Below are 12,130 nucleotides of genomic sequence, written 5' to 3'. Positions count from 1 at the left end.
GGCCGTCACGCCACCTGATGTTCCGCTGGCGCGACGAGGCCCGCTTCGCCCTCCACCACGAGCCGGCTGCGCCCGCCGCCCTGCTTGACCACGCGCACCTGCACGCCGATGCGCTCCGCCAGCCCGCTGACGTGGGAGATGATGCCCACCTGGCGGCCGGTGGCCTGGAGCGCGTCGAGCGTGGCCAGCGCCACCTCCAGCGTCTCCGGGTCCAACGTGCCGAAGCCTTCGTCGATGAAGAGGGTCTCCACCTGCGTCGTCTCCGATGACAGGGAGGCCAGGCCCAGCGCGAGCGCCAGGGACACGAGGAAGCTCTCGCCGCCGGAGAGGCTGGCCACGCTTCGCACCTCGTCGCCCATGTCGCGGTCCACGACCTGGAGGTCCAGGTCGTGGCCGGGCACGCGCTCCAGGCGGTAGCGGCGGGCCAGCTCGCGCAGGTGCGCGTTGGCGTGCAGCAGCAGCGCGTCCAGCGTGAGGCTCTGGGCGAAGACCTTGAACTTCTTCCCGTCGTGCGAACCGATGAGGTCGCCCAGGGTCTTCCACACCTCCGCCTCGCCCCGGCGGACCTCCAGGGCCCGGGCCTCCGCGCCATGGCGCGCGCGGGCGGCGTCGTCGGAGTCCAGCCGGGCGCGCAGCAGGGCCTCCGCGCGGCGGCGCACCTCCACGTCGGTGCGCAGCGTGTCGCAGAGGGCCGCGACGTCCGCCTCCACCAGGGAGGGAAGTCCGGAGGCCTCGTGGCGAGCGCGGCGCTCGCGGCGCTCCACGAGCACGGCGCGAGCCTGGGCCACGGCTTCACGCAGGGCGGTGAGCGCGCGGCCTTCCGCGTCGCACCAGGTGGCGTCGCGCGCCAGCAGGGCCTTGAGCTCCTCCAGCGTGGTGCCGCGTCCGGAGAGGCGTTCCATGAGGACGGACCGGGCGCTGTCGAGCGCGCGGAGGGCTTCGGTGCGCAACCGCACGGCGTCCTCGGCGCGCGCGGTGGCCACCTTCTCCGCCTGCTGGAGGGCTTCGGAGTCCTCGCGGGCGCGCTCGTAGGTGTCCTGGGCCGCGTCGATGCGGGCCTGGAGCTCCGCGCGCACCTCCTGCGTGGGGCGGCCCTGGAGGAGCCGGGCGCGGAGCTTCGAAGCGTCCAGGAAGGCGGCGTCCTTGAGGCGCGCGCGGTCGGCGGCCGTCTGGGCTTCCTCGTGCCGGGCCTGGAGGCGGACCTCCTCGCGGGCGCGGCGGCCCTGTTCCTCGTCCAGGCGCTTGCGCGCGGACTCCAGCTCCGCGAGCTTGTCGCGCCACTTCGTCACGCGCTCCAGGCAGCGCCCCTGGAAGCGCACGGGGTCCGCCGCGAGCTTCTCCTCCCAGGAGACCTCGCTGGCGAAGGGCGGGGACACCTCGAGGAGCGCGCGCCGCCGGGCGTCGCTTGCGATGTCGCGGCGCAGGAGCGCGTCCCGGTGGGACTGCGTCGCGCGGGCCTGGGCGTCCTCGGCCTTGCGCAGCGCCTCGGCCGCGGCCTCGCGCCGGGTCCGCCGGGTCTCCAACAGGGCCCGAGCCTCGCGCGCCGCGCTGGCCCGCAGCTCAGCGGAGGCCTCTTCCTCGCGCACCGTCGCGAGCCGGACGCGCACGTCCTCCTGGGCGGCGCGGATCCACGCCCGCGCCATGGGACCTTCCGCGTCATCGGGAGGCGGTGCGTCGGCGGGGCTCCGCTCGGCGTCCCCCCCGAGCGACAGCGCTCTCGCGTCGGTCGGGCCCTGTCCTTCCTGGGCGGCGCGGATCCACGCCCGCGCCATGGGACCTTCCGCGTCGTCGGGAGGCGGTGCGTCGGCTGGGCTCCGGGCAGCATCCCGCCCGCGCGACAGCGCTCTCGCGTCGGCTGGGCCTTCTCCTGGAAGCACCGCGCGGGTCCACCGCTCGCGGGCCGCGCGCCAGGACTCGTGGTGGCCCTTGCGCCTGCGTGCGGCCGTGTCACGCCTGCCTTCGGCCTGGGTCGCGGCCGTGTCCGCCGTCGCCTGCCGCACGCTCGCGGCGCCCTCTTGCTTCGCCGCGGCGTCACGCGCCGACTCCAGCTCCACCACCCGGGCCGCCGCCTCCGCGACCAGCCCCTCCAGCGCCGAACCCTCGCGGGCATACGGATGTTCGAGCGCACCGCACAGCGGACACGCCTCCCCGTCATGCAGCGCGGCCCGGTGCGAGGCCAGCCCCTGGGTCGCCTCCGCGCGCGACTGCGCACGCCGCGCCTCCTGGAGCATCGCCTCGTGCAGCGCGCGCCGTGCCCCCGCGTCCCTCGCCTCTTGCGCCGCGCGCGCGGACGCTTCGCGGTGCGCCGTCACCTCCGCCGCCGCCTCCCCTTCCGCCGCCCCCTCTCCCCGCGCGCCTTCGTCCGCGAGCGACAGCGCGCCCAGCGCCTCCTGACGCGCGAGCAGCGCTTCACGAAGCGCCCGCCGCGCCGCGCCGCCGTCCTCCCTCAGCGCACCTTCCGCGTGCGTGGCCAGGGCCTGCGCCTGCGCTTCCGAGTCGGCCGCGCCCTGATGCTCCTCGCGCCGAGCCCGGGCCTCACCGTCCAGCCGGTCCGCGTCCTTCCCCAGCCGCTCCACGTCCGAGCCCGCGGCCTGCTCCTCCTTCAGCGCCCCCGCGTAGCGCTCCAGCTCGCGCTGCCAGCGAGGCCATTCGGCCGCCAGGGTCTCCCAGCTCGCATGCGACGCGCGCCAGGCCTCCGCCCCCTCCACCAGCGCCTGGGCCTTCGCTTCCGCCGCCTGCACCACCGCCAGCGCGTCGCGCGCGGACTCCTCCCCCCGCACCGCCTGCTTCGCCAGCTCCGAGGCCTCGCGGGCCTCGCGCTCGGCCTCCGCGCGGCGCGTGTCCAGCGTCGCGGCCTCCTCCAGCGCCGGGCGCACCGCGGCCTCCGCCTCCAGCGCCGCCGCCCGCACGGCCTCCGCCTGCATCCGCGCCTGGCGCTGCGCCCCGGCCGCCGCGAGCGCCACTTCCGCCTGGGAGGCCCGTTCGAGTTGGTCGGCCTCCGCCCGCGCGCAGCGCTGCTCCGCGGTCTCCACCGCGGACACCACCGCGCGGAAGCCCTCCGCCGCGCGCACCGACTCCAGCAGCGCCTCCCTCGGCGCCGCCGCCTCCCGCTCCGCCTCCGCCCGGGTCAGCGCGCTCGCGGCCTGCTGCTCCTGCCCCATGAACTCCGCGCGCTGCGCGTACCAGGACCGGGCCCCTTCCGCCTCGCGCAGCCGCGCCTCCTCCCGCGCCCGCGCCGCCTCCTCCTCGCCCAGCCGCCCGCGTGCGCCCTCGCGGTCCGCGTCCGACATCAGCGCGATGGCCGCGAGCCCCTGCGACAGCCGCTTCAGCTCCTCCTGCTCCTGCGCGTTCTTCTCGTGCGCCGCGACGGACACCCGGCTGTACACCTCCGTGCCCGTCATCCGCTCCAGCAGCTCCGCGCGCTCGTTCGCGTCCGCGCGCAGGAACGCCGCGAACTCCCCCTGCGCCAGCAGCGCCGAGCGGCGGAACTGGTCGAACGACAACCCCAGCCGCTCCTGGATGGCCTGGAGCACCTCGCCCTTGGTGCGGCCGAACAGCTGCCCCGAGGCCACGTCCGTCAGGCTCAGCTCCTGCGGCCGGAAGCGGCCCTCCGCGCGCTCGCGCGCCCGCCACACGTTCCAGCGCGCCCGGTAGCGCCGTCCGTCCTTGCCCAGGAAGTCCACCTCCGCGTGGCCCTTGCCCGCCCCGCGCCGCAGCATGCCGCGCACGTCGTAGGCCGACAGCCGCGCCTCCTCGTCCTCGTCCGCGCGGCCCACCAGCACCTTGCTGGGTCCGCCCAGCCGGGGCGTGCGGTCGAACAGCGCCAGGCACAGCGCATCCAACAGCGTGCTCTTCCCCGCGCCCGTCGCGCCGGAGATGGCGAACAGCCCCAGCCGGTCCAACGGCGCCCGGTCCAGCTCCAGCGCGAAGTCCCCCGCGAAGCTCGTGAGGTTGCTGCCGCGAATCGCGAGGATCTTCACGACGCGTCCTCCCGAACCTGCGTGAGCAACGCGTGGAAGGACTCCGCCAGCGCCCGCGCGAAGTCGCCCGCGAAGCCCGTGAGGTTGCTGCCGCGAATCGCGCGGTTCTTCACGACGCGTCCTCCTGCACCTGCGTGAGCAACGCGTGAAAGGACTCCAGCAACACCGGCGAGGGCGCCTCCTTGAAGTCCCGCGCGTAGCGGGCCAGGAACACGTCCTCCGGCGTGCGCTCGCGCAGGGACAGCCCCGGCCGCGCGTCCGCCAGCGCGCCGCCCGTCCCGGTGTAGAAGGGCGTCAGCTTCACCAGGCGCGCCGCGCGGCCCTCCAGCGCCTTCTCCACCTTGTGGCGCAGCGCCGGCTCCGGCCGGGGCAGCGACACGCAGACCTCCAGGTACGGCCGCATCGCCTCCGGCATCCCCGCCTCGTGGGCGGGCAGCGCCGCCAGCAACTCCAGCACCTCCACCAGCGGCGCCGCGTCCCTCGCGGGCACCCGCATCATGTCCGTGGTGCGCGGCACCGACAGCGGACGCACCTGCTGGAGCGCCCCATCCTCCACGTCCAGCACCAGCACCTGATGCCGGTAGTGCGCCTCCGACAGGGACAGCGGCAGGGGAGAGCCGCTGTAGCGCACGCCCTCGCGGCCCCCCACGCGCTGGGCCTTGTGCAGGTGTCCCAGCGCCGCGTACGCGACGTCCTCCGGGAACAGCTCCACCGGCAGCGCGTGCTGGTTGCCGCCCAAGATCTTGCGTTCGCTCAGCTCCGACAGCTCCGAGCCCGTCATGTAGCAATGGCCCATGGCCACCAGCGCCTGCCCGGACCGGCGCCGCCTGCGCGCCGCGTCCAGCACCTCCGCGTACACGGAGCGCACGCCCTCCACCAGCCGGTCCCCCTCGCCGTCCGGCACGGGGGGCAGATCCGAGGGCCGCAGGTACGGCACCGCCGCCACCCACGCGCCCACCTTCCCACGCGCGTCGTGCACCGGCACCACCAGCCGCTCCATCTCCAGGCCGCCCCGGTGGCGAGGCAGCCCACCCACCACGCGCACGCCCAGCGCGCTGAAGAGCGGATCCGGCGCGTCCAGCCGCGCCGCGGAGTCGTGGTTGCCGCCCACCACCACCACGTCCAGCTTGGGGAGCGTGCGCCGCGCCCGCGCGATGAAGTGGTACCAGGCCGCCTGCGCCTCCGCGCTGGGGTTGGCCGTGTCGAAGATGTCCCCGGCCACCAGGAGCGCGTCCACCTCCTGGGACTCCAGGGTGCCCAGCAGCCACGTCAGGAACGCGGCGTGCTCCGCTTCGCGCGAGACGTCATACAGCGTGTGTCCCAGGTGCCAGTCCGACGTGTGCAGCAGGCGCATCCGGCGTTCACCCTCCCTCGTGGCCCGGTGGCGGGTGCGAGCCGGGCAGCCTCCCCCGGTCCCGACCCCGACTCCAAGCGGCAAGCCCCCGCTCCCTTACCCGCCCCCTCTGACATTGTCGAAAAAGGGCGTCATTCCGCGTGGTTGCATCCAAGCCCTGCGCCCCGCGTCCCATGCATCCCGCCCCACGCGCCACGGCGCCTCCAGCGCGCGGAGCGCCCACCCGTGGAGGCGCACCCGGACGGTGCGAGCAGCGCGTCGCGAGGGCCCCACGGACAAGGGGCCACCGCCCGTCCCTGGCCTCCGGGACGCGAGGGAGCGCGGGCACTCGGGATTCCACGCGTTTGCATCCGGGCGCAGGCCCTTCCCCCGGGTCCAAGCACCCCATGGAGCAAGCCTGCCCTGCGCGCGGGCGGTGCGGATGCGTTCGGATTGATGGTCCACGCGCCGCGCGCCAGTGCACAATGCACCGCCATGCTTCCCGGTGTCTTTTCTCCGCTCGGCATCCTCGGGTCCCTGCTCGTCGTGGGCACCCTGGTCCTCGCCACCCTGTTCCAGCTCAAGCGCCGCCAGCGCGCCGCGTGGGAGGCGTTCGCGAAGGCGCACGGCCTCACCGTCGCGGAGCGGCGGCTGGAGGTGCAGGGGCGCTACCAGGGGCGCACGTTGCTCCTGGCCACGGGCAAGCGCGGCGCGGGCGGCAAGAAGCGCCAGACCGTCACGGTGCTGCGGCTGGACCTGGAGGGCGCGCTGCCCGCGGATCTCCTGGTGGAGCACGAGCGCCCGGAGGACAAGGTCCCCGGCGCCGCCACCCCGCGCGAGGAGGCCCTGGGCGACGCGGAGCTGGACGCGACCTTCCAGGTGGAGAACCTGGCTCCCGAGGCGCGCCCCGTGCTGCTGGACCCCGGGGTGCGCCAGCGCCTGCTGGGCCTGCGCGGCCACCGGCGCGTCAGCATCAAGGGCGGCTGGCTCCAGGTGGAGCAGCGCGGTGTGCCCGCGAGCAGCGCCACCCTGGAGGCGTTGATCCGCGCACCCCACGACCTGGCCCGAGCCGTCACCGAGGCCGCCCCCGCCCTGCCCGCATCCCACTCCGTGGAAGCCGCGCTGCACGCGGAGGCACCGCCGGACGAAGAGCTGCCCGGCTCCGAGCACGCCTGAAGCGCGCCGAACGCGGGCCTCCGCCCGACGAAGTGAGGCAGTGCTCCACCGAGCACGCCGGACGCCCGCTGTGAACACGAGGCCCCCGCCCGAAGTGAAGCAGTGCTCCGCCGAGCACGCCGGACGCCCGCTGTGAACACGAGGCCCCCGCCCGAAGTGAAGCGGTGCTCCGCCGAGCACGCCGGACGCCCGCTGTGAACACGAGGCCCCCGCCCGAAGTGAAGCGGTGCTCCGCCGAGCACGCCGGACGCCCGCTGTGAACACGAGGCCCCCGCCCGAAGTGAAGCGGTGCTCCGCCGAGCACGCCGGACGCCCGCTGTGAACACGAGGCCCCCGCCCGAAGTGAAGCGGTGCTCCGCCGAGCACGCCGGACGCCCGCTGTGAACACGAGGCCCCCGCCCGAAGTGAAGCGGTGCTCCGCCGAGCACGCCGGACGCCCGCTGTGAACACGAGGCCCCCGCAGCCCGAAGTGAAGCGGTGCTCCACCGAGCACTCCCCGCTCAGCTCCGCCGCCGCCGCGCTCGCAAGCCCAGCAGCCCCAGCGCCGTCCACACCGCGGGCGCCAGCGCGCCGGCGCCGCAACCACAGGCGACGACGTCATCGCCTTCGTCGTCGCCACGCGGAAGCGTCCCCCCGTCCGTGGCGGTCCCCGCGTCGGGCTCGGGACAGGCGACACACACCATGATGACACTTGAGGCCTGCTGCCCCAGCGTGTCCGTGACGAGGACGTACAGCAGGTGCTCGCCCGGCGCGAGGCCCGTCGTGTCCCACCGGCCCGGCGCGCCACCGAAGGAGTAGGACGGACCGGGTCCCTCCTGCGTCTGCAGCCGCTGGCCATCCACCCAGAACTCCGCGCTCACGCAGCCCACGTCATCCGCGCACCCGCAGGAGTAATCCGCCCATCCCGCTGGCACCCGGGCCCCCTCGAACGGGGCGGTGATGCGCGCCACGGGGGGCTGATCCCGCCCCACGACGAGCCGGAAGGCCAGCTCCGCATCCGGCTGCTGCCCGTTGCTGGCCACCACCGCCACGTCCACCTCGCCCGTCTGGGAAGGCGTCCACGTGAGGTGGCCCAGTGCATCCAGGCTCATCCCCGGAGGCGCGGTGCGCAGGGCATACGTCGGCGCGGGCCGCCCCTTCGCGTGCACGACGAGCCGATAGGGCGCGGCCACCACGGCCTGGGTGACAGGCACGGTGGTGAAGACCGGGGCCAGGGGATCCTGGTCCGCTTCCGTCGCGATGACGGTGCGTGACTCCAGGTACGGCGCGGACAGCGTGAAGGTGGCCGTGCCATCCTCACTGTCCGCGTCCTTCGCTGCCGCCAACACCACCTGCTGGGGGGTGCTCCAGGTCGCCGAATCGAACGTGAGCGACGCCCCTTCCCGCACCGTGAGGTCCTCGTCGCCGTCCGTCCGCTCCACCGTGACGGTGACCGGCACGAACGGGTCTCGGGACAACGCCACGCTGAAGGACGCCGTGCTCCCCTCCACCACCGTCAGCGCCGACACGGGCAGCACGAGGCGCGCGGGGTCGGGAATGCCCGCCTCCGGCAAGGGAAGCGGCCGGGAAGGAGTCCCCGCCCACGCGGTGGAAGTCAGACAGACCCCGAGCCAGAACAGGAGCAGGTGGCGCATGGCCCGGACGCTACTCCATCCGGCGCCCCCTCAACCCGCGCGCGCGAGCGCCTCCACGTACTGCTCGCGCACGCGCGTGGCCAGCTCCGCCGAGTCCGGCCCGAAGCTCTCCGGCGGCAGCGCCGGCATCACGCGCACGGTGATGTTCGCGCGCGGGCTCATCCATGGCCCGTCCCCGTCCACCAGTTCGCGCGTGCCACGCACCAGCACCGGCACCACCGGCACATGCTCCTCCAGCGCCAGCTGGAACGCGCCGCGCTTGAACGGCAGCAGCTCCCCGGACGAATAGGTGCCCTCCGGGAAGATGAGCACCGGGATGCCCCGGCGCAGCCAGCGGCGGCACGGGCGCAACAGCTGCTCCATGGACGTGGAGCTGCCGCGCACGATGGGCACGTACCCCAGCAGCGTCATCATCCAGCCCACCAGCGGCGCGCGGAACAGCGACGCCTTCGCCACGAACTTGTACGGCGTGAACAGCCCCATCACCGCCAGGATGTCCGCGAAGGACTGGTGGTTGACGACGTAGACACACGGCCCCTGGGGCAGCAGCTCCCGGCCCTCCACGCGCACGCGCCAGCCGGGCGAGGCGTGCAGCCACAGCCCGTGGCACCACCGGCACACCAGCGCGTGCAGCCACCGCCGGTCGGGGTCCAGCGGGTACGCCACCACGAACAGCACCGCGCCCAGCGTGAAGAGCAGGGGCGCGGTGAGCAGGAACAACACGAAGAACCACAGCGAGACGACGTAGCGCATGGGGAGGACGGCGCGCTTCAGCGCTGGGCCGGCGGGGTCATGTTCGCCGCGAAGTTCATCGCGTAGTTGACCTCCAGGCCGCCGTCCACGACCAGCGTCTGGCCGTTCACGTACGCGGAGCCCTCCGAACACAGCCACTCGATGGGCCGGGCAATCTCATCCACGTGGGCCACGTGGCCCGCGGGCACCTGCTCCTGCACCTTCGCCTCCAGGCCCGCCCACGCGTCGCCCATGTAGAAGCGGCTGGAGTCCGTGTCGATGTAGCCCGGGTTGACCGCGTTGACGCGGATGCCCGTGCCGGACAGCTCCGCCGCCAGGTACTTCACCAGGATCTCCATGGAGCCCTTCATCGCGCCCAGCAGCCCGTGGAACGGCAGCGGCATCCGCGAGTCCATGCCGGACACCGCGACGATGCGCCCCTTGCGCCCGTCCATCAGCGGCACCGCGCGCTGCGCGCCCAGCAGGAAGCTCTTCACCGTCACGTTGAAGGTCTTGTCCATCTGGTGCAGCTTCGTCTGCATCAGCGGCGTGAAGACCGTGGAGGCCGCGTTGGCGACGAACACGTCCAGGCCCTTGAACTCCTCCTGGATGACGTCGAACACGCCGTGGAGGCTCGCGGGCTCCAGCTGATCCGCCATCACGGTGCGGCAGCGGCGGCCCAGCGCCTCCACCTCTCCCACCAGCGTCGCCGCGGCCTCCGCGTCCCGGCGGTAGGTGGAGACGATGTCATAGCCGGCACGGGCCAGCCGCAGGGAGACCGCGCGGCCCACGCCGCGCGAACCCCCGGTGATGAGCGCCACGGGAGAAGTCGTCATGGCGCCCAGGGATACCATGTTCCCGGGCCCCGGCTCGCGCCCGGCCGCCCGTGCGCTCCTCGGCGGAGCCGGTGCGGGCCCCCCGGGTCCGCGCGGCGCGTGGCGACGGCGGCGCCGCACCGCCGGGGCAGGCAAGACGTCAGGCCCGCGTCATTCTCCTGCAATGCGCTTGCAGGGCCGCCAGATTAGCGCCTTAAGGTGCCCGGTCGAACCCGGAGGGAGACACCGCATGGACGCGCAGGGAGTGCACATCGAAACCCATCCCCGTGAAGGCGAACCGGTGTTCAGCGCAGGCCGCCCGGACCCTTGCACGCTGGTCCTCTTCGGCGCCACGGGCGACCTGGCCGAACGCAAACTATTCCCGGCCCTCTTCGAGCTCGCCCGCTCCGGCCTGCTCCCGGAGCACTTCGCCATCGTCGCCTTCAGCCGCTCCAAGCTGGAGGACGGGGCCTTCCGGGAGCACGTGAAGGAGGGCCTCCAGAAGTTCGCCCGCACGCAGCCCGTGGACGAGGCCACCTGGAAGCGCTTCGCCCAGAGCATCGAGTGCGTCTCCGGCGGCTACGACGACCCGGAGGCCTTCAAGCGCCTGGGCCTGAAGCTCCAGGACATCTCCAAGCGCCACAAGACGGGCGACAACCAGCTCTATTACATGGCGACGCCCGCCTCCACCTTCCCGCAGATCATCCACAGCCTGGCCGGCGCGGGGCTGCTCACGCGCGAGGAGAAGCCCGGGCAGAAGCCCTGGCGGCGGATCATCATCGAGAAGCCCTTCGGCCACGACCTGGAGAGCGCGCGAGCCCTCAATAAGGAGCTGGGCGCGGTGGTGGACGAGAAGCAGATCTTCCGCATCGACCACTACCTGGGCAAGGAGACGGTGCAGAACATCCTGGTGTTCCGCTTCGCCAACGCCATCTTCGAGCCGCTGTGGAACCGCCAGCACATCGACCACGTGGAGATCACCGCGGCGGAGACGATTGGCGTGGAGGGCCGCGGCGGCTTCTACGACGAGACGGGCGTCATCCGGGACATGGTGCAGAACCACCTGCTCCAGGTGCTGGCCCTGTGCGCCATGGAGCCGCCGGTGTCCTTTGGCGCGGAGGACATCCGCGATGAGAAGACCAAGGTGTTCCGCGCGCTGCGCCCGGTGGAGGGCAGCGCGGTGCCCGAGCACGTGGTCGTGGGCCAGTACCAGGGCTACCAGGACGAGAAGGGCGTGAAGAAGGGCTCGCGCACGCCCACGTACGTCGCGCTGAAGCTGAACGTGGACTCGTGGCGCTGGCAGGGCGTGCCCTTCTATCTGCGCGCGGGCAAGAACCTGAAGCGGCGCATGACGGAGGTGTCCATCCACTTCAAGTCGGTGCCCATCGGCCTGTTCAGCGGCGGCGGGGACACCTGCCAGCGGCTCCAGCCCAACGTGCTCACGCTGCGCATCCAGCCGCATGAGGGCATCGCGCTGTCCTTCGAATCCAAGGTGCCCGGCGAGGACGTCAACATCGGCGGCGTCACCATGGACATGGACTACGCGGAGAGCTTCCAGAAGCCCGTGCCGGAGGCGTACGAGCGGCTGCTGCTGGACTGCATGCGCGGCAACGCCACCCTCTTCGCCCGGCAGGACAGCGTGGAGCAGGCGTGGGGCTACATCACGCCCATCCTGCAAGCGCTGGAGACGGAAGCGGGGGGCAAGCTGTACCCGTACGCGAAGGGCAGCAAGGGGCCGGACTCCGCGGACGCGCTGCCCGCGAAGAATGGCCGGCGGTGGTCCCCGCTATGAACCCGCCCGTCATCGTCCCTCCGGAGAAGCTGCCCCGGGAGGCCGCGGACTGGCTCGCGCGCGAGCTCACCCAGGCGCTCGCGAGGAAGTCCCGGGTGAGCCTGGCGCTGTCCGGCGGCAACACACCGAAGGCCGCGTACCGCGCGCTCGCGGAGCACCCGCTCCCGTGGGAGCGGGTGGACGTGTACTTCGTGGACGAGCGCTTCGTGCCGCCCGACCACCCGGACAGCAACTACCAGCTGGTGAAGCAGACGCTGCTCGACCCCCTGAAGCTGCCGGACGCGCAGGTGTTCCGCATGCAGGGCGAGCGCGAGGACCGCGACGCCGCCGCGCGCGACTATGAGAAGGCGCTGCCCGCGCGGCTGGACGTGGTGCTCATCGGCCTGGGCGAGGACGGCCACACCGCGAGCCTCTTCCCCGGCCACCCGGCGCTGAAGGAGCACACCCGGCGGGTGCTGGCCGTGGAGCAGGGCTCCAAGCCGCCGCCGTGGCGGATGACGTTGACCTTCCCCGTGCTCCAAGGCGCGGGGGCGGTGCTGGGACTGGTGACGGGCGAGGGCAAGCGGGACGCCATGCGGCGGGTGCTCGCGGGCGATATGTCCCTGCCCGCGTCGCACGTGACGAACACGCAGTGGATGCTGGACCCCGCCGCCGGAGGGTAGGCGGGT

8 protein-coding genes are annotated in these 12,130 nt (G+C 73.5%); 3 read left to right on the top strand and 5 right to left on the bottom strand.

The window, feature by feature from the left end:
• Positions 1-5 precede the first annotated feature (5 nt).
• The gene (locus GTY96_RS38495; protein ID WP_161663574.1) at positions 6-3,980 is read right to left on the bottom strand and encodes an AAA family ATPase; all 3,975 of its coding nucleotides are present in this window, start codon (positions 3,978-3,980) and stop codon (positions 6-8) included.
• Positions 3,981-4,089: 109 nt separating this feature from the next.
• On the bottom strand, positions 4,090-5,334 hold the full coding sequence (locus GTY96_RS00415; protein WP_161663573.1) for an exonuclease SbcCD subunit D: 1,245 nt from the start codon (positions 5,332-5,334) through the stop codon (positions 4,090-4,092).
• 474 nt (positions 5,335-5,808) lie between these two features.
• Between GTY96_RS00415 and GTY96_RS00410 the strand changes: the two genes are divergently transcribed.
• Positions 5,809-6,489: a hypothetical protein gene (locus tag GTY96_RS00410; RefSeq protein WP_143907995.1), complete on the top strand. Its 681-nt coding sequence runs from the start codon at positions 5,809-5,811 to the stop codon at positions 6,487-6,489.
• Positions 6,490-6,989: 500 nt separating this feature from the next.
• Here GTY96_RS00410 and GTY96_RS00405 read toward each other — a convergent pair whose 3' ends face one another.
• From GTY96_RS00405 to GTY96_RS00395, 3 genes are read right to left on the bottom strand one after another with little or no spacing between them, the layout of a single operon-like run.
• Positions 6,990-8,123 carry a putative Ig domain-containing protein gene (locus GTY96_RS00405; RefSeq protein WP_161663572.1) on the bottom strand — a complete coding sequence of 378 codons (1,134 nt, stop codon included), beginning with the start codon at positions 8,121-8,123 and terminating at the stop codon, positions 6,990-6,992.
• A 30-nt stretch (positions 8,124-8,153) separates the two neighbouring features.
• On the bottom strand, positions 8,154-8,876 hold the full coding sequence (locus GTY96_RS00400; RefSeq protein WP_143907990.1) for a lysophospholipid acyltransferase family protein: 723 nt from the start codon (positions 8,874-8,876) through the stop codon (positions 8,154-8,156).
• A gap of 17 nt (positions 8,877-8,893) precedes the next feature.
• Entirely contained in the window at positions 8,894-9,691 is a 798-nt protein-coding gene (locus GTY96_RS00395; RefSeq protein ID WP_235685270.1) for an SDR family oxidoreductase, read from the bottom strand.
• 229 nt (positions 9,692-9,920) lie between these two features.
• Here GTY96_RS00395 and zwf point away from each other — a divergent pair, with 229 nt between their 5' ends.
• Both zwf and pgl read left to right on the top strand, forming a co-directional pair.
• A complete protein-coding gene (zwf, locus tag GTY96_RS00390) occupies positions 9,921-11,462 on the top strand; it encodes a glucose-6-phosphate dehydrogenase (protein ID WP_161663571.1) in 1,542 nt (513 codons plus the stop codon).
• Positions 11,459-12,124: a 6-phosphogluconolactonase gene (gene pgl / locus GTY96_RS00385; RefSeq protein WP_161663570.1), complete on the top strand. Its 666-nt coding sequence runs from the start codon at positions 11,459-11,461 to the stop codon at positions 12,122-12,124. The genes zwf and pgl overlap by 4 nt, the downstream gene beginning before the upstream one ends.
• Positions 12,125-12,130 lie beyond the last annotated feature (6 nt).

This window comes from Corallococcus silvisoli (genome assembly GCF_009909145.1).
GTDB lineage: Bacteria > Myxococcota > Myxococcia > Myxococcales > Myxococcaceae > Corallococcus > Corallococcus silvisoli.
This window is presented reverse-complemented; position numbering and strand designations above follow the sequence as displayed.

Coding starts and splice junctions, on each gene's coding strand:
- GTY96_RS00395 (WP_235685270.1), bottom strand. CDS start 9,691: ATGACGACTTCTCCCGTGGCGCTCATCACCGGGGGTTCGCGCGGCGTG.
- GTY96_RS00400 (WP_143907990.1), bottom strand. CDS start 8,876: ATGCGCTACGTCGTCTCGCTGTGGTTCTTCGTGTTGTTCCTGCTCACC.
- GTY96_RS00415 (WP_161663573.1), bottom strand. CDS start 5,334: ATGCGCCTGCTGCACACGTCGGACTGGCACCTGGGACACACGCTGTAT.
- pgl (WP_161663570.1), top strand. CDS start 11,459: ATGAACCCGCCCGTCATCGTCCCTCCGGAGAAGCTGCCCCGGGAGGCC.
- GTY96_RS00410 (WP_143907995.1), top strand. CDS start 5,809: ATGCTTCCCGGTGTCTTTTCTCCGCTCGGCATCCTCGGGTCCCTGCTC.
- zwf (WP_161663571.1), top strand. CDS start 9,921: ATGGACGCGCAGGGAGTGCACATCGAAACCCATCCCCGTGAAGGCGAA.
- GTY96_RS00405 (WP_161663572.1), bottom strand. CDS start 8,123: ATGCGCCACCTGCTCCTGTTCTGGCTCGGGGTCTGTCTGACTTCCACC.